Here is a 22,252-nt window from a genome sequence, read left to right as displayed (position 1 = left end):
CCTCGTCACCGGAGCCGCCGATGCCGTACGCCCGTGCCGCCAGAACCGTGCTGCCGACCCTGCCGCCGTCTGTGGCCGCCGCTCCCGCCGTCGCTCCTGCCGCCGCTCCCGCCGCCACTGCCGGCGGCCGGTCGGCCGCGCCCGGCGCGGTGCTCCAGGACGCGGTCGCCGTCACCGCCCCGGGTGGTCGGCCGCTCACCGTACGCATGACGGTCATCGTCCCCGGTGCGGCCCGCGCCACCCGCCGTACGCAGGCGCGGTTCGTGCCGTGGGGTGCGGCGGGGGCCCCGGCGGTCGTACGACGTCGTAGGCGCGCGGCCGGTGCGAGGGGAGCGGGTACGACGTGAACGGCAGACTCCGGACCGCGGCGCTGTGCCTGGTCCTTCTCCTGCTCCCGCTCGCGGGCGCGGTCCCGGCGTCGGCTGCCGGGAAACCCGCCGTCACCCTCTCCAGCGCCCGGGCCGCGACCGGTGCCGCGGTCACCGTCAGCGGCAGCGGCTGGCGTCCGCGCACCCTGCTGATGCTGCTGATCTGCGGTCGGGCCAGCCCGGCCCGGGGGCTGACCGGTGGCACCAACTCCTGCGCCAACGCCGACGGCAGGGCCGTCACCACCGACGGCGAGGGCCGTTTCACCCGCGCGCTCCCAGTGGCCGCGCCGCCCGATCCATGCCCCTGTGTGGTGCACGTGGCCACCGCGACCGGCGCGAAGGCGCAGGTCGACGTGGTCTTCCAGGTGGCCGGGCACCCCGTCGAACCGCTGCCCGCCGAGTCCTCGGCCGCCGGACGGCTCGCCGTGCTCACCACCCCCCGGCTGGACGGCTCCGGCGGGCTGCTCACCTGGTTCGGCGCGCCGCCCGCCCGCACGCTGGTCCTCACCGTCGGCAACCTCGGCACCACGACCGTGAAGGACCCGGTGTTCCGGGTCGGGACCGCGCACGGGGTGTTCGCCCCGCAGTGGGACGAGCAGCAGTGGCGCGGCACGATCCCGCCCGGCGGGAAGGCGCGCGTGAAGCTGCCCGTCGAACTCTCCGCCGGGGCCCACGGCGACTACACCGTCTCCCTGAAGTACGGCGGCAAGGCCCTAGCGGAGCAGCCGTGGGGCGTGGGGCGCCCGTGGGGCGTGACCCTGTTCTGGATCCTGCTGTGCCTGGTGGTGCCGGCCGCGGTGTTCCGGATCGGGATGGCGGTGGTGGACCGGGTACGGCCACGGACCCGCCACGGACGCCGAACCCCTCGTCAACGGAAACCCGCACCGGACGGGTACGGCCACCAGGACCCCTCACCGGTCCCCGCCAGCACCTCCGCGATCCTGCCGTGGTTCACCCCGGACACCGCTCCGGCCGTCCCGGACACCGCTCGCCCCGCCCCGGCCCCGGTTCCGGCCGTCCCGGCTTCCGCTCCGGTCACCGCCGACGCTGCTCCGGCCGTCCCGGCTTCCGCTCCGGTCACCGCCGACGCTGCTCCGGGCGCTCCGGACCCCGCTCGCCCCGCCCCGGACACCGCTCGCCCCGCTCCGGTCGTCCCGGACACCGCTCGAAGCACGCCGGACTCCGCTCCGGCCGTCCCGGACTCGACTCCGGTCAACGGGGACACCGCTCCGGCCCTCCCGGACCCCGTTCCGCCCGCGGCGGACCGGCTCTCCGCACCGCATGACGACCATCCGACGAGTCCTCGACTCCCGGCAGGAAGGGAACCAAGTGAGTGAGAGAGCCGTACCACCCCCGCGCGGGGCCGGGCGCAGGAGCGCGGCCGCGGCGGGCGCCGCCGTGCTGCTGGCCGGGGCCGCCGCGCTGCTCGGTGTGACCGCGGGGCAGGCCCAGGCCGCCGAGGTCTCCTACGCCACCCACTGCGTGCCGCCCTCGGGCGTGGGCCTGCCCGAGATCGACGGCACCACCAAGGTCGACATCACCGCACCGGCCACGGCGAAGGTGGGCGACACCGTCGACATCGTCTGGAAGTTCACCCAGGCCGCGTCGAAGAACCCCGACATCATCGACCTGCCCGCGAACTCGGTCCAGCCGTCCGGCACCCTGAAGGCGGCCGGCGCGCAGGGCGCGGACATCGCGATGACCGGGCCGCGCGAGAACCCGGCGATCCCCAAGGGCGGCGCCATGGTGCTGTCCGACATGAAGGGCACGCTGAAACTGACGGCGGCGGGCCAGGTGACGCTGACGCCGAACGCGTACGTCGTCAACGCGCTGGGGACGAACACCACCTGCACGCCGTCGCAGACCGTGCAGCCGGCCGCGACGATCACGGTGACGGCGGGAGAGGGCAGTTCGAGCGCGTCACCCGATCCGTCGGGGAGCGCGAGCGCGAGCCAGTCCGCGTCCCCGTCCGCCAGTACGTCCGTCAGCACGTCCGCGTCCCCGAGCACGTCCCCGAGCGCGACCGGCGACGACGGTCAGACCGACTTCACCGGCAAGGTCGTGGACATCCCCTACACCTGCGACTCCCCGCTCGGCGTGAAGAAGGCGACCTCGCCGATCCAGATCAACGCCAAGAAGGACGGCGGGAGTTACGACCTCACCGTGCAGTTCAAGAAGTCGGTGATGGACAGCCCGATCGACATCCCGGCCGGCAAGGTGAAGCCGACCATGCAGGTCGTGCTGGGCGGTTCGGACTCGGGCTCGGTGGCGGTGGAGGGTCCGCTGAACGCGGCGGCGATCCCGCAGGGCGACCCGATCGAGATCCCGGACCTGGTCGGCACCTACAAGCCGGGCGCGACCGGCGAGTCCACGCTCTCCCCGGGCGTCCTGACCATCGAGGCCATGAGCACGACCACCACCTGTACGCCGGACAGTACGGCCGTCTCCCTCACCCTGGACACCGAGGAACAGGCGAGCGGAGCCTCCGGCGGCAGCGGCTCGTCCTCGTCGAGCACGTCGACCAGCGGCGGTCTGGCGGAAACCGGCGCCGAGGACCACGCCTCCCTGAAGGCCCTGGGCCTGGTGGCCGGCACGGCGGTCCTGCTGGGCGCGGCGGTCTTCACCTTCATGCCGGGGCGCCGGACGCGCTGAGGCCGCGTGGCGCGTCTGCTTCCAAGACCGACTCTGGCATGAGAGTCCTGAGGGGCCGGTCCCCGTGCCGAGAGCGACGAAGGCCGCCGCACCGAGTGGGTGCGGCGGCCTTCGCCCTCGCGTTCGAGCGCGTCCGTCAGTGGACGTCGCCCATCAGCGACTTCACCTTGCGGCGGTACATCCAGACCGCGAAGCCGGCCAGGGCGGCGAGGGCCGCCTCCCCGAACACGGCGGGCGTACCGCCGAGGTCGACGCCGGCGATCGCCGGGTTGGACAGCAGGCTGGTGACGGAGTCGCCCGCGGTGACCGCGAGGAACCACACGCCCATCATCTGGCTGGCGTACTTGGCCGGGGCCATCTTGGTGGTCACCGACAGACCGACCGGCGACAGGCACAGCTCACCGACGGTCTGGATGAAGTAGATGCCCACGAGCCACATCGGGCTGACGGCGGTTCCGTTCGCGGCCATGCCCAGGGGGAGGAGGAAGAAGAAGAACGAGACGCCGATCAGGACCAGGCCCATCGCGAACTTCACGATGGTGCTGGGCTCCTTGCCCTTGCGGTTCAGCCACACCCAGACGAACGCGAACACCGGGGCCAGCGCCATGATGAACAGCGGGTTCAGCGACTGGTACCAGGAGGACGGGAAGTCGAAGCCGAGCAGCGAGCCCGAGGCCTTGCCCTCGCCGAACGCCTGGACGGTGGAGGCGCCCTGGTCGTAGATCATCCAGAACACGGCGGCCGCGACGAAGAACCAGATGTAGCCGGTCATCCGCGACTGCTCGGCGGTCGAGAGCTCCTTGTCCCGCTTGATGCGCATCAGCACGCCCGCCGGGACGACCAGACCGATGACCGTGAGCGGGATCATCGCCCAGTTCAGGGTGAAGTGGCCGGTGACGCCGACGACGCCGTAGAAGACGGCCGCGACGGCCACCCAGGTCAGGCCCTTGCGCAGCCAGGCGGCGCGCTCCTCGGCCGCCAGCGGCTTGGGGACGACGCTGCTCCTCGGGCTCAGGTTGCGGGTGCCGATCAGGAACGCGGCGAGGCCGATCGCCATGCCGACCGCGGCCATGCCGAAGCCGAGGTGCCAGCTGACCTCCTGGCCTACGGTGCCGATCGCCAGCGGGGCGAAGAAGGCGCCGGCGTTGATCCCCATGTAGAAGATCGTGAATCCGCCGTCGCGGCGCGGGTCGTCCGGGCCGTCGTACAGGTGGCCCACCATCGTGGAGATGTTGGCCTTGAGCAGACCGGAGCCGGCCGCGACGAGTGCCAGGCCCGCGAAGAACGGGGCCTGACCGCCGGGCAGCGCCAGCGTGACATGGCCGGCCATGATCGTGACGGCCGCGATGGTCACCGTCCTGCGGGGGCCCCAGACGCGGTCGCCGAGCCAGCCGCCGGGCATCGCGAGCAGGTACACCATCGCCGAGTAGACGGAGACGATCACCGTGGTGGTGGCCACGTCCATGGCCAGGCCGCCGCCCATGCTCCCCTTGCCGGCGCCGGGGCCGCCGGAGAGCAGGTAGACGGTGAGCAGGGCCTTCATGCCGTAGTAGGAGAAACGCTCCCACATCTCGGTCATGAAGAGAGTGGCCAGTCCGCGGGGGTGGCCGAAGAAGGTCTTCCCGGAGCCGGGGGTGGCCGGACGGACCGAGTCCTTCGTCAGGCTGGACGCCATGGTCGTTCCTTGCTGGTCGGGACGCGCTGCTTCAGCGGGCTTGCCTGAGCGGTCACGCGCCCGGTGGGGACGGCCGGCACCGGCGGGTCGGTCCGTCCACCCCACGCCCTCGGGGAGCCCGCCCCGGGTCGCGGGGCGGTGGACGGCGACCACCGGGATCCACGCCTCTACGCGCGTTGAGCGAGCAGGGGCCCGGCCAGAGGTCATTCCTTGTCGAGACCGGCGGGGACGTGTCCCGCACCGGCCCGCACGCAAAAGAGACCTTCGGCGTCAAGTGCGCCAAAGGTCCCCGCGGTGCTACAGGCGTTGTTTCACCATACGTCAGGAGAGTGTCGGAAATGAATAGGTTTGAGATACGAATCACAGGTGATCAAGGAGCCGCGACGGGCTTTCGAAGGTCTGTACTATCCTGCCACTCGTCGACCATAGGTACGTACCAAGATCGTCACCGATGCGACGGGCCGATTGTCCGGCATGTCCCTGGGTAAGAAACAGCAGCGCCGATCACACTTCGGGCCGTGCCCGCCGCGGACTACCATCAGCTCATGACCCGTGTACTGCTCGCCGAGGACGACGCGTCCATCTCGGAGCCGCTGGCCCGCGCACTGCGCCGGGAAGGGTACGAGGTCGAGGTGCGTGAGGACGGACCGACCGCGCTCGACGCCGGGATGCAGGGCGGCGTCGACCTGGTCGTGCTCGACCTCGGCCTGCCCGGCATGGACGGCCTCGAGGTCGCCCGCCGGCTGCGCTCCGAGGGCCACGCCGTGCCGATCCTCATCCTGACCGCGCGCGCCGACGAGGTGGACACCGTCGTCGGTCTCGACGCGGGCGCGGACGACTACGTCACCAAGCCCTTCCGTCTCGCCGAACTCCTCGCCCGCGTACGGGCCCTGCTGCGGCGCGGCGCCGCGGAGCCCGCGCAGCCGCCCGCCACCCACGGGGTGCGCATCGACGTCGAGTCGCACCGCGCCTGGATGGGCGACGAGGAACTCCAGCTGACGGCCAAGGAGTTCGACCTGCTGCGGGTCCTCGTACGGGACGCGGGCCGGGTCGTCACCCGCGACCAGCTGATGCGCGAGGTCTGGGACACCACCTGGTGGTCCTCCACCAAGACGCTCGACATGCACATCTCCTGGCTGCGCAAGAAGCTCGGCGACGACGCGGCGAACCCCCGCTACATCGCCACCGTGCGCGGAGTGGGTTTCCGCTTCGAGAAGAGCTGAAGGCTGCCGCCGGGGCTTGACCGACCAGGCGCATCCGGCCGGCGTGGCCTGTGCCGGGTGCGCGGCCGCGGGCCGTCGGGGACCGGTCGCGCAGTACCCCGCGCCCCTTCGGGGTGCGTGCACACTGGTCGTTGAAAAGCCGCTGTCCGGAGGGCTCCCTTGCGTCGCCGTCTCATCCAGTCCACCCTCGCCGTCGTGCTCGTCGTGATCGCCGTCTTCGGGGTCTCCCTCGTCATCGTCGAGAGCCGCACGATCAGCAACAGCGCCCAGGAGCGGGTGGACTCCGAGGCGGTGCGGCTGGTCGGCATCGTGGACACCCGGCTGCTCGGCCGCGAGGACGTCACCGCGGAGATCCTGCGCGACCAGGTCACCCAGGACCGTTACGCCGTGATCCGCATCCCGGGACAGAAGCCGATCGCGGTCGGCGAGAAGCCCAGCGGTGACGTCATCCACGCCGAGGAGCGCGGCGAGGGCGGCGAGACCGTCCGGGTCGAGGAGCCCCGCTCCACGATCACCCGCGAGGTCGGCCGCACCCTGCTGATCATCGGCCTGGTCGCACTGCTCGCGGTCGTCGCGGCGGTCCTGCTGGCCATCCGCCAGGCGAACAAACTGGCCTCCCCCCTCACCGACCTCGCGGAGACCGCCGAACGCCTCGGCTCGGGCGACCCCCGCCCCCGCCACAAGCGCTACGGCGTCCCGGAACTCGACCGGGTGGCGGACGTCCTGGACTCCTCCGCGGAACGCATCGCCCGGATGCTCACCGCCGAGCGCCGCCTCGCCGCCGACGCCTCCCACCAGCTGCGCACCCCCCTCACGGCGCTGTCGATGCGCCTGGAGGAGATCACCCTCACCGACGACCCCGACACGGTGAAGGAGGAGGCGACGATCGCCCTGACCCAGGTCGAACGCCTCACGGACGTCGTCCAGCGCCTCCTGACCAACGCCCGCGACCCCCGCACCGGCTCCGCCGTCTCCTTCGACCTGGACGAGGTCATCCAGCAGCAGCTCGCCGAGTGGCGCCCCGCCTACCGCAGCGCGGGCCGCGCCATCGTCAGCTCCGGCAAGCGCCACCTGCGGGCGGTGGGCACCCCGGGCGCGGTCGCCCAGGTCCTCGCCGCCCTGATCGAGAACTCCCTCATGCACGGCGGCGGCACGGTCGCCCTGCGCACCCGCGTCACCGGCAACCAGGCCGTCATCGAGGTGACCGACGAGGGCCCCGGCGTCCCCGCCGACCTCGGCGCCCGCATCTTCGAACGCACGATCAGCGGCCGCAACTCCACCGGCATCGGCCTCGCGGTGGCCCGGGACCTCGCCGAGGCCGACGGCGGCCGTCTGGAGATGCTCCAGGCCCAGCCTGCGGTCTTCGGGCTCTTCCTCTCCCGTACGGCGCCCCGGAAGAGGACGTCGCACGACGAGGAACCGATGGTCAGGTAGATCCGGTAGTACCCGGTACGACCCCCTGGGATCCGGTACGCCCCGGAACGGCCGGCTGCCTCAGCCGACCCGCTGCCGGGCCTTCGCCTTGCGTGGCCGGGGCTGCTCCCCGATCAGCGACTCCTCCGCGAGGAAGGCCTCGGCGCTGGCCACGGCCTCCTTCGCCGGCAGTGCGCGGAACACCCAGGTGCGGTACGACCAGAACCGGAACAGCGTCGCGACCCCGATGCCGAGGAACTTGAACACGTTGCTCTGCAGCGGGCTGTCCCAGCCGAACCCGTACGTCGCCGCGAACAGCAGGCCGTTCTCGATCACCAGCCCGACCGCGCTGAACAGCAGGAACAGCGTCAGTTCCTTCGTACGCCCGCTCTTGTCGCGGTCACGGTAGGTGAAGTACCGGAACCCGATGTAGTTGAAGACGATCGACACGACCGTCGCGATGACACTCGCGCGCACCACCTGCAGGTCCGTGAGATGCCGCACGAGGTTGAACACACCGAGGTTGACCAGCACCCCGGCACCGCCCACAGCCCCGAATTTGACCAGCTCACGGGCTACCGCCCGCAGCCGTCCTTGCCCCGAGGAACCATGCGCCATGGTCGTACAGGCCCCCGTCCGGGTCTCGGTTGCGTCAACCCAGCCATGCTAACCACCACTCTTGTCGGTTTCCTGTGCTCCGCCTCACGGGTCGGAAACGGGTCGGGAAGAACGCGGCAAACAGCCGGTATGAGCCGGGGAAAAGACCGGTGAGAACTCCGGAGGCCCGCCCCGGCGGGCGCGGGCTCCGCCCCAGGTGGCGCGGCCGATACCCTGGGGGCGTGACGTTCCCGGTAGTCGGCATGGTCGGCGGAGGCCAGCTCGCTCGTATGACACACGAGGCGGGCATTCCGTTGGGCATCAGGTTCAAGCTCCTCAGTGACACCCCCCAGGATTCCGCGGCGCAGGTCGTGAGCGATGTCGTCATCGGCGACTACCGCGATCTCGACACGCTGCGTGACTTCGCGCGCGGGTGCGATGTGATCACCTTCGATCACGAACACGTCCCCACCGAGCACCTCAGGGCGCTGGAGGCGGACGGCATCCCCGTCCGCCCCGGCCCGGACGCGCTGGTGCACGCCCAGGACAAGGGCGTGATGCGCGCGAAGCTCGACGCGATCGGCGTGCCCTGCCCGCGGCACCGCATCGTGACCGACCCGCAGGACGTGGTCCGGTTCGCGGCCGAGGGCGACGGCTTCCCCGTCGTCCTGAAGACGGTCCGCGGCGGCTACGACGGCAAGGGCGTGTGGGTGGTGGAGACCGCCGAGGAGGCGGCCGACCCGTTCCGCGCCGGCGTCCCCGTCCTCGCCGAGGAGAAGGTCGACTACGTCCGCGAGCTCGCCGCCAACGTCGTGCGCTCCCCGCACGGCCAGGCCGTCGCGTACCCGGTCGTGGAGTCCCGGCAGGTGGGCGGCGTCTGCGACACGGTCATCGCGCCCGCCCCCGGCCTCGACCACGCCCTCGCCCTGCGGGCGGAGGAGATGGCCCTGCGCATCGCCAAGGAACTCGGCGTCGTCGGCCACCTCGCCGTCGAGCTGTTCCAGACCCGCGACGGCCGCATCCTCGTCAACGAACTCGCGATGCGCCCGCACAACTCCGGCCACTGGACCCAGGACGGCGCGATCACCTCGCAGTTCGCCAACCACGTCCGCGCCGTCCTCGACCTCCCCCTCGGCGACCCGCGCCCGCGCGCGCCCTGGACGGTCATGGTCAACGTCCTCGGCGGCGACTTCCCCGACATGTACTCCGCGTACCTGCACTGCATGGCCCGCGACCCCCAGCTCAAGATCCACATGTACGGCAAGGACGTGAAGCCGGGCCGCAAGGTCGGCCACGTCAACACCTACGGCGACGACCTCGACGACGTGCTCGAGCGCGCCCGTCACGCAGCCGGCTACCTGAGAGGCACGATCACCGAATGAGCCCCGTTGTTGGCATCGTGATGGGTTCGGACAGCGACTGGCCCGTCATGGAGGCCGCCGCCCAGGCACTGGACGAGTTCGAGATCGACTACGAGGTCGACGTCGTCTCCGCGCACCGCATGCCCCGCGAGATGATCGCGTACGGCGAGCAGGCCGCCGACCGCGGCCTGAAGGTGATCATCGCCGGCGCCGGCGGCGCCGCCCATCTGCCCGGCATGCTCGCCTCCGTGACCCCGCTCCCGGTGATCGGCGTGCCCGTCCCGCTGAAGTACCTGGACGGCATGGACAGCCTGATGTCGATCGTGCAGATGCCGGCCGGCGTGCCCGTCGCCACCGTCTCCGTGGCCGGCGCCCGCAATGCCGGACTGCTCGCCGCCCGGATCCTCGCCACCCACGACGAGGACCTCCTCGCCCGGATGCGCGACTTCCAGCAGGAGCTGAACGACCAGGCCAGCGAGAAGGGCAAGCGGCTGCGCACCAAGGTCGAGGGCGCGGGCAACGGATTCGGCTTCGGGAAGTGACGGCCTTGACCTCACTCGAGGCAGCCCGGGAACTCCTCGCCGCCTTCCCCGTCGTCGACGGCCACAACGACCTGCCGTGGGCCCTGCGCGAGCAGGTCCGCTACGACCTCGCCGCCCGCGACCTCGCCGTCTCCCAGGCCGCCCATCTGCACACCGACCTTCCGCGGCTGCGCGAGGGCGGGGTCGGCGCGCAGTTCTGGTCGGTGTACGTCCGCGCGGACCTGCCCGACCCGGTCCCGGCGACCCTGGAGCAGATCGACTGCGTACGCCGGCTGATCGACCGGCACCCGGCCGACCTGCGCGCCGCGCTCACCGCCGCCGACATGGAGGCCGCGCGCGGGGAGGGCCGTATCGCCTCGCTGATGGGCGCCGAGGGCGGCCACTCCATCGCCAACTCGCTGGGCACCCTGCGCGGCCTGTACGCGCTCGGCGTGCGCTATCTGACCCTCACCCACAACGACAACGTGGACTGGGCGGACTCGGCGACCGACGAGCCGAGGGCGGGCGGTCTCACGGCGTTCGGCCGCGAGGTGGTGCGCGAGATGAACCGGCTCGGCATGCTCGTCGACCTCTCGCACGTCGCCGCCACCACCATGCGCGACGCGCTCGACGCGAGCGCCGCGCCGGTGATCTTCTCGCACTCCTCGGCGCGCGCGGTCTGCGACCACCCCCGCAACATCCCCGACGACGTCCTTGAACGCCTCCCCGCCAACGGCGGCGTCGCCATGGTGACGTTCGTGCCGAAGTTCGTGCTCCAGGCCGCCGTCGAATGGACCGCGGCGGCGAGCGAGAACCTGCGCGCCCACGGCTTCCACGACCTGGCCACCACCCCCGAGGCGATGAAGGTCCACGAGGCCTTCCAGGAGACGCACCCCCGCCCGGTCCCCACGGCCGCGACCGTGGCCGACCACCTCGACCACATGCGCGCGGTGGCCGGCATCGACCATCTGGGCATCGGCGGCGACTACGACGGCACGGCCTTCACCCCCGACGGGCTGAACGACGTCTCCGGCTACCCCAACCTCATCGCGGAACTCCTCGACCGGGGCTGGTCGAACGCCGACCTCGCCAAGCTGACCTGGAAGAACGCCGTGCGGGTGCTGGGCGCGGCGGAGGACGTCTCCCGCGGGCTGCGCGCCACGCGGGCCCCGTCCCACGCGACGATCGAGTCCCTCGACGGCTGAGCCGTACCCCGGTGGGCGGGCCGTACCCCCGAACGCCCCGCCCACCAGGAAGCCTCCCCGCCCCCGTGCGACGGTGGCCGTACCGCCGAGCGACGTACGGAGACCGTCATGGCCGACCTCCAGGACGAACTGCACGACCCGCCCGAGGTCCACGAGCCATCCACTCCCCACACCGACCCGCACGCCCCCGGCACCGACCCCGACCCGCGACCGAAGCCGCCCCACGATCCACACCCGCGCCGAGAACCGCTGCCGTCGTCCCGCCCGCAGCCCTCCGCCGCGGCCCTGGAGCCGGACCTGTCACGCCCGCAGCCCTCCGCGCACACGGCCCCGCACCCGGACTCATCGCGCCCGCAGCCGTCCGCCGCGGCCCTGGACCCGGACCCGCCGCGCCCGCAGCCTTCCGCGCACGCGGCCCTGGACCTGGACCCGCCGCGCCCGCAGCCCTCCGCGCACGCGGCCCCGCACGCGGCCCCGCACACGGCCCCGCACCCGGACCCGCCGCGCCCCACGCCGTCCCCGCGAGGGGCCACCGCCCCGGACCCCGATCGCACCGACCCCCTCGAGCGGGCGTATGTCCTGCTTGCCCGGTACCCCGTCGCCGACGGCTGCAGTGGGCTGCCCCGGGTGCTGCGGGAGTTGCCCTGGTACGACCTCCAGCTCGGTGAGAGCGCCGTCGCCACCGATGTGCCCCGGCTGCGGCGCGGCCGGGTCGGCGCGCTGTTCTGCGCCCTGCAGCCGCCCGACGGTCTCGCCCCCGACCGGGCTCTCGCCGCCACCCTGGAGCAGCTCGACCTCGCCCGCGCGGTGGTCGCCGCCCACCCGGAGGGGCTGCGGCTCGCCCGGACCGCGGGGGAGGTCCTCGACGCCCGCAACTGCGGCCGGGTCGCCGTCGTCCTCGGGTCGGCGACCGCGGCGGCCCTCGACGGCTCCCTCGCCGTCCTGCGCGTCCTGCGCTCCCTCGGGCTGCGCGTCCTCACCCTCGCCGGCACCCCCTGGGCGAGCGAGGCGGGGCTGACCCGGTTCGGCGAGGAGACCGTACGGGAGATGAACCGGCTCGGCGTCCTCGTCGACCTCTCCGGCGCCTCCGACGCCACCATCGGCCGTGCGCTGGCACTCTCCCGCACCCCGGTGCTGGCCACCCGCTCCGCCGCCCGCGCCCTGCGCCCGCACCCCGACAACCTCCCCGACGACCTACTCGCCGAGCTGGGCGCGGCCGGGGGCGTGTGCATGGTGCCGCTGGCCGCCGAGCAGACCGGACCGACCCTGTCGGACGTCGCCGACCACCTCGACCATGTGCGGGCCGTCGCGGGCCCCGCGAGTGTGGGCCTGTCGGGCACGTACGACACCGGCGCCGCGCACCCGCAGGGCCTCGCCGACGCCTCCGGCTACCCCCACCTCGTCGCGGAACTCCTCGACCGCGGCTGGCCGGAGCCCGATGTGGCCCTGCTGACCTGGGGAAACGTCCAGCGCGCCCTGCGCACCGCCGACTTCGCCGCCCGCGCCGCCCAGGACCGCAGGGGCCCCTAAAAATGCTAGGGATGCTCGATCCGGCACAGGCAGAACGGATGGCCCGCCGGATCGGCGTACACCTGGAAGTCCTTCTTCTCCCGGTCCTCCAGGTCCAGCGGCCGCGCCCCCAGCGCCAGGACCCGTTCGTGCGCCGCGTCGACCTCCGCCCAGGTGGCGCCGGCGTCCAGGTCGAGATGGAACTGCTGGGGGTTGCGGTCGGGGCGCGGCCACTCGGGCGGGGTGTACCCCTCGACCTCCTGGAACGCGAGCCGGGGACCGCCGGGCACCTGGAGGACGTACCAGTCCTCCTCGCCCTCCTCGGCCCAGGGCGTGCCGCCCAGGAGCCCCGCGTAGAACGCGGCGAGGGCGCGCGGGTCGGGACAGTCCAGCACGACGGAACGGAAACGCACGACGGATGCCATGGGGGACAGGTGCCCGCACGACCGCCCCGCTTAACTCACAGGAGATCGACAGGCAGACGTACGGGGAGTTCGCGCCGCACACGGCCCCCGGGTACGGCAGAATGCACGCAGACGCCGGTTCGGCCGACTGAGCCTCGGCCGAACCGGCGTCACCCTGCGCCCGGGCCCCGCCCGCTCACGCGGGTCCGCTCACGCCGTGGGACGGCCCATCGCCCGGTACGTCCAGCCCGCCGCCCGCCACACCGCCGGGTCGAGCGCGTTGCGTCCGTCCAGCACCAGCCGGGCCGCCGCGGCCTCCCCGAGCGCCACCGGGTCCAGCTCCCGGAACTCCCGCCATTCCGTCAGATGCAGGACGACGTCGGCGCCCCGTACGGCCTCCAGGGCCGAGTCGGCGTATCCGAGCGTCGGGAAGACCCTGCGGGCGTTCTCCATGCCCTTGGGGTCGTAGACGGTCACCTGGGCGCCCTGGAGGTGGATCTGTCCGGCCACGTTGAGCGCGGGGGAGTCCCGGACGTCGTCCGAGTCGGGCTTGAAGGTGGCGCCGAGCACGGCCACCCGCCGGCCCAGGAAGGGGCCGCCGCCGAGGGCCTCCCGGGTCAGCTCCACCATCTGGCCGCGCTGGCGCATGTTGATGGAGTCGATCTCCCGCAGGAAGGTCAGCGCCTGGTCGGCGCCGAGCTCACCGGCGCGCGCCATGAAGGCACGGATGTCCTTGGGCAGACAGCCGCCGCCGAAGCCGATCCCGGCCCGCAGGAACTTCTTGCCGATGCGGTCGTCGTACCCGATGGCCTCGGCCAGCTTGGCGACATCGCCGTCGGCGGCCTCGCAGACCTCCGCCATCGCGTTGATGAAGGAGATCTTCGTCGCGAGGAAGGAGTTCGCCGCGGTCTTCACCAGCTCGGCCGTCGGGAAGTCGGTGACGACGAAGGGCGAGCCGTCCTTGACCGGCGTGGCGTACACCTTCCGCAGCAGCTTCTCCGCCCGCTCGCTGCGCACCCCGACCACGATCCGGTCGGGGTGCAGGGTGTCGTCCACGGCGAAGCCCTCCCGCAGGAACTCCGGGTTCCAGGCCAGCTCGGCGTCCGCGCCGACGGGCGCCAGCTCGGCGATGGTGCGGGCGAGCCGCTCGGCGGAGCCGACGGGCACCGTCGACTTGCCGACGACGAGGGCGGGCCGGGCCAGATGCGGGGCGAGCGAGCCGATCGCGGACTCGACGTAGGACATGTCGCAGGCGTACTCGCCGTGCTTCTGCGGAGTGTTCACGCACACGAAGTGCACATCGCCGAAGGCGCCCACCTCGGCCCAGTCCATGGTGAAGCGCAGCCGCCCGGTGGAACCCTCGATACCGGCGACGTGCCGGCGCAGCAGCTCCTCGAGCCCCGGCTCGTACATGGGGGTCTCGCCGCGCTCCAGCTTCTCGATCTTCTCCTTGACCACGTCCAGGGCGAGCACCTCGAAGCCCAGCTCGGCCATGGCCGCGGCATGGGTGGCCCCGAGATAGCCGGTGCCGATCACGGTGATCTTGAGGCTCATGGATGCTCCAGGAAAGTAAGCCGGGGGTGCGCGCGCCCGAGCATATCCGGGCGGGTCGGAGCCCCTCACCGGGCGCTTTCCCTCCCAGGCTTCCCTCTGTTGTCCAGCTCACGTGTCAGACGCGCGGTGGGGCCTCTAAAATTTGAGTTACTTAACGGTAATTAGCGTCGGTAACGCTAGCGTCTTTGGAGCGTGAGCAACCTTGGCCGGATCGGCTGACTTCGACCTGTACCGCCTGTCCGAGGAGCACGACATGCTCCGGGACGCCATCCGCGCGCTGGCCGAGGCGAAGATCGCGCCGTACGCCGCGGCGGTGGACGAGGAGGCCCGGTTCCCGCAGGAGGCGCTGGACGCGCTGGTGGCGAGCGATCTGCACGCCGTGCACGTACCCGAGTCGTACGGCGGCGCGGGCGCCGACGCCCTGGCGACCGTGATCGTCATCGAGGAGGTGGCCCGCGCCTGCGTGTCCTCCTCCCTCATCCCGGCCGTCAACAAGCTGGGCTCGCTGCCGGTGATCCTGTCCGGCTCCGAGGACCTGAAGAAGAAGTACCTGACGCCGCTCGCCAAGGGCGACGCGATGTTCTCGTACTGCCTCTCCGAGCCGGACGCGGGCTCGGACGCGGCCGGCATGAAGACCAAGGCGGTCCGTGACGGCGACCACTGGATCCTCAACGGTGTGAAGCGCTGGATCACCAACGCGGGCGTCAGCGAGTACTACACCGTGATGGCGGTCACCGACCCCACCAAGCGCTCCAAGGGCATCTCGGCCTTCGTCGTCGAGAAGTCCGACCAGGGCGTCTCCTTCGGCGCCCCCGAGAAGAAGCTCGGCATCAAGGGCTCCCCGACCCGCGAGGTCTACTTCGACAACGTCCGCATCCCGGCGGACCGCATGATCGGCGAGGAGGGCACCGGCTTCGCGACGGCGATGGCGACCCTCGACCACACCCGCATCACCATCGCCGCCCAGGCCCTCGGCGTCGCCCAGGGCGCCTTCGACTACGCCAAGGGCTATGTCCAGGAGCGCAAGCAGTTCGGCAAGCCAATCGCCGACTTCCAGGGCATCCAGTTCATGCTCGCCGACATGGCCATGAAGATCGAGGCCGCCCGCCAGCTGACCTATGCGGCGGCGGCCAAGTCCGAGCGCGGCGACAGCGACCTCACCTTCCAGGGCGCCGCCGCCAAGTGCTTCGCCTCGGACGTGGCGATGGAGGTCACCACGGACGCCGTCCAGCTCCTCGGCGGCTACGGCTACACGCGGGACTACCCGGTCGAGCGCATGATGCGCGACGCCAAGATCACCCAGATCTACGAGGGCACGAACCAGGTCCAGCGCATCGTCATGGCCCGCAACCTGCCGTAGGACCCGCCCGGCACATCGTCCCCCCGCTCCGCCCGCCTGCCCGCCCGCTCTCCGTCCGCCTCCCGGCCGGAGGGCGGGCGCGTGTGGTGGCCGGCGGGAGCCCGGTCCACGATGGAGGGGTGAGGACATCCGGCGAGGGGCTGGTGCTGCGGCTGCGGTGCGTCCTGGGCGCACCGCCCCGGGCCGTGTTCCGGGCCCTGACGGAACCGGAGGAGCTCGCCCGGTGGTGGGGCCCCGACGGGTTCGGCATCCCGAGCGTGGAGAGCGACCCGAGTCCCGGAGGGGCGTACCGCATCGCGATGCGGCCCCCCGAAGGCGCCGTGTTCCACCTGGCGGGGGAGTTCCTCGAAGTCGACCCTCCGCGGCTCCTGCGCTGCACCTTCCGCTGGGAGGAGCCCGACCCGGAGGACCGGGAGACGGTCGTGACGCTGTCGCTCCGCGAACTGGCCGACACCTCGACCGAACTGACCCTCACCCAGGGTGACTTCGCCACCGAGCAGCGCCGCGCCCTGCACGAGGAGGGCTGGACCCAGTCCTTCGGCAAGCTGGCCGGGCTGCTCTAGAACCTGTCCGGGGGCGGGCCGGGCACCTCAGTCCTCGTACCCCTCCGCGATCCGACGCTCCCGCAGTTCCCGGATGGCCCGGCGGCGGGCCAGCCGGTGGGTGCGGCGGATCTGGGCCTCCTGGTGGCGCCGGCGGTCGCGGTCGGTCTCCGGGAGCACCGGGGGGACCACCCGCGGCTTGCCGTCGGCGTCCACCGCGGCGAACACCAGATAGGCCGAGCCGACCTGGGTGGGCGGCGCCGACTCGTTCCAGCGCTCGGCCAGGACCCGCACACCGACCTCCATCGAGGTCCGGCCGGTCCAGTTCACCTGCGCCTTGGCATGGACGAGGTCGCCCACGCGGACCGGCTCCAGGAACGCCATCTCGTCCATGGACGCGGTCACGGCGGGCCCGCCGGAGTGCCGGCCGGCCACGGCGCCCGCCGCGTCGTCGACGAGCTTCATGATCACACCGCCGTGCACCGTCCCCAGGAGGTTGGTGTCGTTGTGGGTCATGATGTGGCTGAGGGTGGTGCGGGACGCGGAGGTGGGCTTGCCCGGGATGTCCGGGAGGTCCGAGTCCACTGCGGTGACCTGGTCTGTCATGGCCTCCACCTTATGCCGCAGGGGACAAGCCGGGACTTTGTGTCAGCTTGGCAACAGCGGAGCGCTGATTTTCCGACACCCCTTGTAAGGGACACAGCCGCGGCCTGCACACTGTTCGGCATGAACGATTGGCCCGAGGGATGGTCCGGCGACGACCGAGGCTCCCGGTACGGAAACGGCAGCGCGGGCGCCCAGCCCGAGAGCGCGCGTGTCATGCGGCAGGTCCGGCGCGGCCCCGCGTCCCCGCCGCAGGGCGCCGGTGTCCCCCAGCAGCCGTCGTACGTCAGCGGACAGGGACACGGCGACTACACCAACGCCCAGCAGTCCGGGTACGACAGCGGCTTCAGCTCGGGCCAGGTCTACGGTTCACCGGGCGGCCCCGGGCAGCCCGGCGGGCCGGCAGGCGCGTACCCGCAGGGCGCCCGCCCCGCGCCGGACTGGCGCCGCCGGATCAAGTGGACCGCGATCACCCTCGCGGTCGTCCTGGTGGTGACCTCGGTCTCCACCTACTTCTGGGCCGACTCCAAGCTGCGCCGCGAGGTCGACCTCTCCAAGGTCGTCGACCGCCCCGAGCAGGGCGACGGCACCAACTACCTCATCGTCGGCTCCGACAGCCGTGAAGGCCTGTCCGCCGCCGACAAGAAGGAGCTGCACACCGGCTCCGCCGAGGGCAAGCGCACCGACTCGATGATGATCCTGCACGTCGGGTCCAGCGGCGACACGCTCATCTCGCTGCCGCGCGACTCGGACGTGGAGATCCCGACGTACGTGGGCTCCGAGTCCGGCAAGACGTTCAAGGGCACCGGCCGGCACACCAAGCTGAACGCCGCCTACGCCGAGGACGGCCCGACGCTGCTCGTGCGCACCGTCGAGTACAACACCGGCCTGCACATCGACCACTACGTCGAGATCGGCTTCGCGGGCTTCGCGAACATCGTGGACGCGGTCGGCGGGGTCGACATCACCATCGACAAGGCGTTCAAGGACAAGTACTCGGGCGCCGACTTCAAGGCGGGCAAGCAGACGCTGAACGGCGAGGAGGCGCTCGCGTTCGTCCGCACCCGGCACGCCTTCGCCGCCTCCGACCTCCAGCGCACCAAGAACCAGCAGAAGTTCCTCGCCGCCCTGGCCCACCAGGTGGCCACCCCGTCGACGATCCTCAACCCCTTCAAGTTCTACCCGGTGATGGGCGCGGGCCTGGACTCCCTGATCGTCGACAAGGACATGGGGCTGTACGACCTCGGGTCCATGTTCTTCGCCATGAAGGGCGTCAACGGCGGCGACGGCGTGTCCATGAACATGCCGATCTCCGGCTCCTCCGGCGGCAACCTCGTCTGGGACAAGACCAAGGTCAAGCAGCTGGTGAACGAACTGAACAACGACGAGAAGGTCACGGTGACCAGTGACTGACCAGGGTGGGGACAGACCGGCCTCGGGCCGCCCTTACGACGCCGTCCTGTGCGACGTCGACAACGTGATACGCCACTTCGACTCCGCCCACCTGGAGGCGCTGGAACGCGCCGCCGGACTGGCGGAGGGCACCACCAAGAAGGTGGCGTTCTCCCCGGAGGTCGACGGGCCGCTGCTGCTCGGGCAGATCACCGAGCAGGAGTGGGTCGCCGCCATCGCCCAGGGCCTCGCCCCGCTGGTGGAGGACGAGGAGACCGCCTGGTCGCTCGGCACCGCGCTGCTGGAGTCGCCCTTCCACGCCGACGACCAGGTGGTCGCCCTGCTGCGCCGGGCCCGCACCCGGGTGCCGCTGGTCCTGGTCACCAACGCCACGACCGGCCTGGAGGCCGACCTCGCCGCGATGGGCCTGACCGACCTCGCCGACGACGTCGTCAGCAGCGCCCGCGTGGGTCTCGCCAAGCCCGATCCGCGGATCCTGGAACTCGGGGCGGCGCGGGCCGGCGTACGGCCCGAGCGGTGTCTGTTCGTGGACGACACCCCGGAGAACGTGGACGCCGCCGCCGCGCTCGGCATGCGGGCCGTCCGCTACCGCGAACCGGCCGACCTGGAGCGGGAGCTGGCACCGCTGTTCGGCTGAGCGCCCGTCATGACCAGGGGCACCCCGAGGGGTGCCCCTGACCGCGTTCGGGCGGGGATCACATCCGGGCGCCCGCCATCGTCCGGCAGGACTCGGCGCAGCGGCGACACGCCTGTGCGCACCGCATCATCTGCGGATCGTCCGGCATGGACATACACGCCTCGGCGCACATGTCGCACGCCTTGGCGCACATCGCGCACATCTCGGCCGACATGGGCGAGCGCCGCATCATCATGTCGGCGCACATCCGGGTCATCTCGGAGCAGTCCATCAGCGCGCGCATGATCTGCATCTGGGCCTGGCCGCCCATCTGCATGCAGGAGCTCATCGTCTCCTCGCAGACGGTGTGGCAGGCCATGCACGCCTGGACGCAGTCCTGCATCTCCTTGCTCATGGCCGTCATGGACGACTGCTGCTGGGTCATGGCTCCTCCTGGAGGGCTTCAGGGGCCCGGGGCGGACCCCGTGCACTACCGTCCTACGCCCCCACGGCCCCACCCGCCATCCGGGCTACGCCCCCGGGTGCACTTTCGCCTTCAGGTGCACCGCACCTCGTTCCCCCGCACGACCTCCGGCTCCGGGGCCACCGGCTGCGGACCCCGGACCCGGCGGACCTCCCGGAAGTCCGTGCCCGCCACGACCTTCAGGGTCGGGCCGAGGCCGGGGGCGGCGCGCAGTTCGCTGCCGGGGAGGGCGGCGGCCAGGGAGCGGGCCGAGCGGTCCCAGCGGGGGTCGTGGACGACGAGCGTGCGCGTGACGTCCCGGGTGGGGGAGTCGACCGGGCGGTGGGTGGTGCGGAAGCCGGCCGCCGCCAGGGCCTCGTCCACGCGCCGGCCCAGCCCCTTGGTCGCCGTGCCGTTCTCCACCTGGACGAGGATCCGCTGCGGAGCCACCTCCACCCGCGGGGCCGGCCCGTCCGGGCTCGCGCTCGGCTTCGGCCCCGGCCGGGCGGAGGCCAGGGGCTTGTCCTCGCGCAGCGCCCGGAAGACCTGCTCGGACTTCACCGGGTCCCACTTCAGGGTCGAGCCGATGCCCGGCACCACGTATCCCAGCCGGCCGATCGGCACCGTCGTGAACTCGGAGGAGGCGGGGGAGAAGGTGCGCATCGCCCGGCCGAGGTCGAGGAGTTCGTCCGTGCCGAAGCCGCGGTCCGCCCGGACCGACCCCAGCACCGCCCGGGTCACGTCCCGGAACCTCAGCGGGTTCAGCAGGATCCCCGAGGACGTCGCCCGGTCCACCAGCGAGGCCAGGAACCGCTGCTGACGCTTCATCCGCCCGAGGTCCGAGGAGGCGTCCGCGTGCCGGGCACGGACGTACTGCAGCGCCGCCCCGCCCCGCAGCGTGTGCTCGCCCGCGGCGAGGTCGAGACCCGTGTACGTGTCCCGCAGCGGCCGCGTGGTGCAGATCTTCACCCCGCCCAGCACGTCCACGGTCTTCATGAAGCTGGTGAAGTCGACCTCCAGATAGTGGTCGATCTTCACATGGGTCATGTTCTCCACCGTGCGCACGGTCAGCTGCGGGCCGCCCTCCGCGTACGCCGCGTTCAGCTTGATCGGGTGCCCCCGGTGCTCCCGCCCGCCGACCTGGTCGGTGTGCGGGGGCGTCTCGGCGTACGAGTCACGCGGCAGGCTCACCACGCTCGCCCGCTCCCGGTCCTCCGAGATGTGCACGATCATGATCGTGTCGGTGCAGTGGCAGGGCGCCCCGCCGAGCCGGAACCGCCGCCGCTCGGTCTCCGTGACCCTGTCCCGGCCGTCGGTGCCGACCAGCAGCACGTTCATCCCGTGCCCGGCCCGCGGCCGGTTCTTCATGTCCTTGAAGGGATCGACCCGGACGATGTCCGCGTCGAGGCCGGCGACCAGCGAGTGCCCGATCCCGGCCGAGGCCAGCACGACGACCGAGAGCGTGGTCGCCGCCCGCATGGCCCAGCGCGGACGCCTGCGCCGCACCGGGCGGATCGGGCGGCGCGGCGGTCGGCGCCGGGTCCGGGACGGTGTGGTGGGCATACGGGACACCTCCGGGCGACGGCCGAGCGGCGGGGGGAGAGGGGCGGGGGAAGCCGTGAGTACCGTAGGCCCGTACGATCTGTCGCCCGGCGCAGCGCACCCGGCGGCGCGCACCGGTGTCCCCCGTTCGCGGTAACGTGAGCGTCCTATGAACGCCAAGCCCGACGTGCAGCTCCCCGCCGTGTCCGTCATCATGCCCGTCCTCGACGAGGAGCGGCATCTGCGCGGAGCCGTCCAAGCGATCCTCGCGCAGGAGTACGCCGGCGAGATGGAGGTCGTGATCGCCCTCGGTCCGTCCACGGACCGTACGGACGAGATCGCCGCCGAGCTCGTGGCGGAGGACCCGCGCGTGCACACCGTCCCGAACCCCACCGGCCGCACCCCCGCCGCCCTCAACGCCGCGATCAAGGCCTCCCGCCATCCGATCGTGGTCCGCGTCGACGGGCACGGCATCCTCTCCCCGAACTACATCGCCACCGCCGTACGGCTCCTGGAGGAGACCGGCGCGCAGAACGTCGGCGGCATCATGCACGCCGAGGGCGAGAACGACTGGGAGCACGCCGTCGCCGCCGCGATGACCTCGAAGATCGGCGTCGGCAACGCCGCCTTCCACACCGGCGGCCAGGCCGGCCCCGCCGAGACCGTGTACCTCGGCGTGTTCCGCCGCGAGGCCCTGGAACAGCAGGGCGGCTACAACGAGGAGTTCATCCGCGCCCAGGACTGGGAGCTGAACTTCCGCATCCGCGAGGCCGGCGGGCTGATCTGGTTCTCGCCGGAGCTGAGGGTGTCGTACCGCCCGCGGCCGTCGGTGAAGGCGCTCGCCAAGCAGTACAAGGACTACGGCCGTTGGCGGCACGTCGTCGCCCGCTACCACGAGGGCTCCATCAACCTGCGCTACCTCGCCCCGCCCACCGCGGTGTGCGCGATAGCCGCCGGCCTGGTCGTGGGCGCCGTGCTCACCCCGCTCGGGTTCGTGATCCCCGGCGGCTATCTCGCCGCGATCGCCGCCGGGTCGCTGCCGGCCGGCAGGGGACTGCCGCTGAAGGCCCGGCTCCAGATCCCCGTCGCCCTCGCCACCATGCACATGTCGTGGGGGTTCGGCTTCCTGACCAGCCCGAAGGCGCTGGCCAGGAGGGTCATCGCCTCGCGCCGCCCGGCGGTCCTCAGCAGCTCGTCGAGCTGAGCACCGCCGGACACCCGTCCCGGACCC

20 protein-coding genes and 1 pseudogene are annotated in these 22,252 nt (G+C 72.1%); 14 read left to right on the top strand and 7 right to left on the bottom strand.

The window, feature by feature from the left end:
• Nucleotides 1-20 precede the first annotated feature (20 nt).
• The 3 genes and pseudogenes from ABZ464_RS02370 (at nt 21) to ABZ464_RS02360 (ending at nt 3,020) form a co-directional block, all read left to right on the top strand.
• Nucleotides 21-347, top strand: coding sequence for a hypothetical protein (locus ABZ464_RS02370; RefSeq protein WP_359269722.1), 327 nt, complete (start codon nt 21-23; stop codon nt 345-347).
• Nucleotides 344-1,210 (top strand): annotated as a pseudogene (locus ABZ464_RS02365) (hypothetical protein); the annotation flags it as partial. The gene ABZ464_RS02370 and the pseudogene ABZ464_RS02365, both read left to right, overlap by 4 nt.
• A 559-nt stretch (nt 1,211-1,769) precedes the next feature.
• Complete coding sequence (locus ABZ464_RS02360; RefSeq protein ID WP_359270642.1) at nt 1,770-3,020, top strand: hypothetical protein; 1,251 nt, start codon at nt 1,770-1,772, stop codon at nt 3,018-3,020.
• Between the two features lie 136 nt (nt 3,021-3,156).
• Here ABZ464_RS02360 and ABZ464_RS02355 read toward each other — a convergent pair whose 3' ends face one another.
• Nucleotides 3,157-4,695 carry an oligopeptide:H+ symporter gene (locus ABZ464_RS02355; protein ID WP_359269720.1) on the bottom strand — a complete coding sequence of 513 codons (1,539 nt, stop codon included), beginning with the start codon at nt 4,693-4,695 and terminating at the stop codon, nt 3,157-3,159.
• 545 nt (nt 4,696-5,240) lie between these two features.
• Here ABZ464_RS02355 and ABZ464_RS02350 point away from each other — a divergent pair.
• Nucleotides 5,241-5,918 (top strand): response regulator transcription factor, encoded by a 678-nt coding sequence (locus ABZ464_RS02350; RefSeq protein WP_067251025.1) that lies wholly within the window; start codon nt 5,241-5,243, stop codon nt 5,916-5,918.
• 159 nt (nt 5,919-6,077) lie between these two features.
• A complete protein-coding gene (locus ABZ464_RS02345; protein ID WP_359269718.1) occupies nt 6,078-7,352 on the top strand; it encodes an ATP-binding protein in 1,275 nt (424 codons plus the stop codon).
• Nucleotides 7,353-7,412: 60 nt separating this feature from the next.
• On the opposite strand, the gene ABZ464_RS02340 is transcribed toward ABZ464_RS02345, so the two are convergent.
• On the bottom strand, nt 7,413-7,949 hold the full coding sequence (locus ABZ464_RS02340; RefSeq protein ID WP_359269717.1) for a GtrA family protein: 537 nt from the start codon (nt 7,947-7,949) through the stop codon (nt 7,413-7,415).
• 221 nt (nt 7,950-8,170) lie between these two features.
• Here ABZ464_RS02340 and ABZ464_RS02335 point away from each other — a divergent pair, with 221 nt between their 5' ends.
• The 4 genes from ABZ464_RS02335 (at nt 8,171) to ABZ464_RS02320 (ending at nt 12,545) form a co-directional block, all read left to right on the top strand.
• Entirely contained in the window at nt 8,171-9,310 is a 1,140-nt protein-coding gene (locus ABZ464_RS02335; RefSeq protein ID WP_359269715.1) for a 5-(carboxyamino)imidazole ribonucleotide synthase, read from the top strand.
• A complete protein-coding gene (gene purE / locus ABZ464_RS02330; protein WP_359269713.1) occupies nt 9,307-9,831 on the top strand; it encodes a 5-(carboxyamino)imidazole ribonucleotide mutase in 525 nt (174 codons plus the stop codon). Before ABZ464_RS02335 ends, purE begins: the two co-directional genes overlap by 4 nt.
• 5 nt (nt 9,832-9,836) lie before the next feature.
• Complete coding sequence (locus ABZ464_RS02325; RefSeq protein ID WP_359269711.1) at nt 9,837-11,015, top strand: dipeptidase; 1,179 nt, start codon at nt 9,837-9,839, stop codon at nt 11,013-11,015.
• Between the two features lie 417 nt (nt 11,016-11,432).
• On the top strand, nt 11,433-12,545 hold the full coding sequence (locus ABZ464_RS02320) for a dipeptidase (RefSeq protein ID WP_359270639.1): 1,113 nt from the start codon (nt 11,433-11,435) through the stop codon (nt 12,543-12,545).
• Nucleotides 12,546-12,550: 5 nt separating this feature from the next.
• Here ABZ464_RS02320 and ABZ464_RS02315 read toward each other — a convergent pair whose 3' ends face one another.
• Both ABZ464_RS02315 and ABZ464_RS02310 read right to left on the bottom strand, forming a co-directional pair.
• On the bottom strand, nt 12,551-12,949 hold the full coding sequence (locus ABZ464_RS02315) for a VOC family protein (RefSeq protein WP_359269708.1): 399 nt from the start codon (nt 12,947-12,949) through the stop codon (nt 12,551-12,553).
• 189 nt (nt 12,950-13,138) lie between these two features.
• Nucleotides 13,139-14,482: a UDP-glucose/GDP-mannose dehydrogenase family protein gene (locus ABZ464_RS02310; protein ID WP_359269706.1), complete on the bottom strand. Its 1,344-nt coding sequence runs from the start codon at nt 14,480-14,482 to the stop codon at nt 13,139-13,141.
• A gap of 202 nt (nt 14,483-14,684) precedes the next feature.
• Between ABZ464_RS02310 and ABZ464_RS02305 the strand changes: the two genes are divergently transcribed.
• The gene (locus ABZ464_RS02305; RefSeq protein WP_359269703.1) at nt 14,685-15,842 is read left to right on the top strand and encodes an acyl-CoA dehydrogenase; all 1,158 of its coding nucleotides are present in this window, start codon (nt 14,685-14,687) and stop codon (nt 15,840-15,842) included.
• A gap of 119 nt (nt 15,843-15,961) precedes the next feature.
• A complete protein-coding gene (locus ABZ464_RS02300; RefSeq protein ID WP_359269700.1) occupies nt 15,962-16,405 on the top strand; it encodes an SRPBCC domain-containing protein in 444 nt (147 codons plus the stop codon).
• 27 nt (nt 16,406-16,432) lie between these two features.
• Here ABZ464_RS02300 and ABZ464_RS02295 read toward each other — a convergent pair whose 3' ends face one another.
• Nucleotides 16,433-16,990 (bottom strand): acyl-CoA thioesterase, encoded by a 558-nt coding sequence (locus tag ABZ464_RS02295; protein ID WP_359269697.1) that lies wholly within the window; start codon nt 16,988-16,990, stop codon nt 16,433-16,435.
• A 120-nt stretch (nt 16,991-17,110) separates the two neighbouring features.
• Between ABZ464_RS02295 and ABZ464_RS02290 the strand changes: the two genes are divergently transcribed.
• Both ABZ464_RS02290 and ABZ464_RS02285 read left to right on the top strand, forming a co-directional pair.
• A complete protein-coding gene (locus ABZ464_RS02290; RefSeq protein WP_359269694.1) occupies nt 17,111-18,400 on the top strand; it encodes an LCP family protein in 1,290 nt (429 codons plus the stop codon).
• Nucleotides 18,393-19,037 carry an HAD-IA family hydrolase gene (locus tag ABZ464_RS02285; RefSeq protein ID WP_359269691.1) on the top strand — a complete coding sequence of 215 codons (645 nt, stop codon included), beginning with the start codon at nt 18,393-18,395 and terminating at the stop codon, nt 19,035-19,037. The genes ABZ464_RS02290 and ABZ464_RS02285 overlap by 8 nt, the downstream gene beginning before the upstream one ends.
• Before the next feature lie 58 nt (nt 19,038-19,095).
• Here the strand turns inward: ABZ464_RS02285 and ABZ464_RS02280 are convergent, their stop codons facing one another.
• Both ABZ464_RS02280 and ABZ464_RS02275 read right to left on the bottom strand, forming a co-directional pair.
• A complete protein-coding gene (locus ABZ464_RS02280; protein WP_055634408.1) occupies nt 19,096-19,461 on the bottom strand; it encodes a four-helix bundle copper-binding protein in 366 nt (121 codons plus the stop codon).
• Nucleotides 19,462-19,572: 111 nt separating this feature from the next.
• The gene (locus ABZ464_RS02275; RefSeq protein WP_359269688.1) at nt 19,573-21,042 is read right to left on the bottom strand and encodes an LCP family protein; all 1,470 of its coding nucleotides are present in this window, start codon (nt 21,040-21,042) and stop codon (nt 19,573-19,575) included.
• A gap of 148 nt (nt 21,043-21,190) precedes the next feature.
• On the opposite strand from ABZ464_RS02275, the gene ABZ464_RS02270 reads away from it, so the two are divergent.
• A complete protein-coding gene (locus ABZ464_RS02270) occupies nt 21,191-22,225 on the top strand; it encodes a glycosyltransferase family 2 protein (RefSeq protein WP_359269685.1) in 1,035 nt (344 codons plus the stop codon).
• The last annotated feature ends 27 nt before the right edge of the window (nt 22,226-22,252 follow it).

The organism is Streptomyces sp. NPDC005820 (assembly GCF_040630255.1).
In the GTDB taxonomy this organism is placed as follows: domain Bacteria; phylum Actinomycetota; class Actinomycetes; order Streptomycetales; family Streptomycetaceae; genus Streptomyces.
This window is presented reverse-complemented; position numbering and strand designations above follow the sequence as displayed.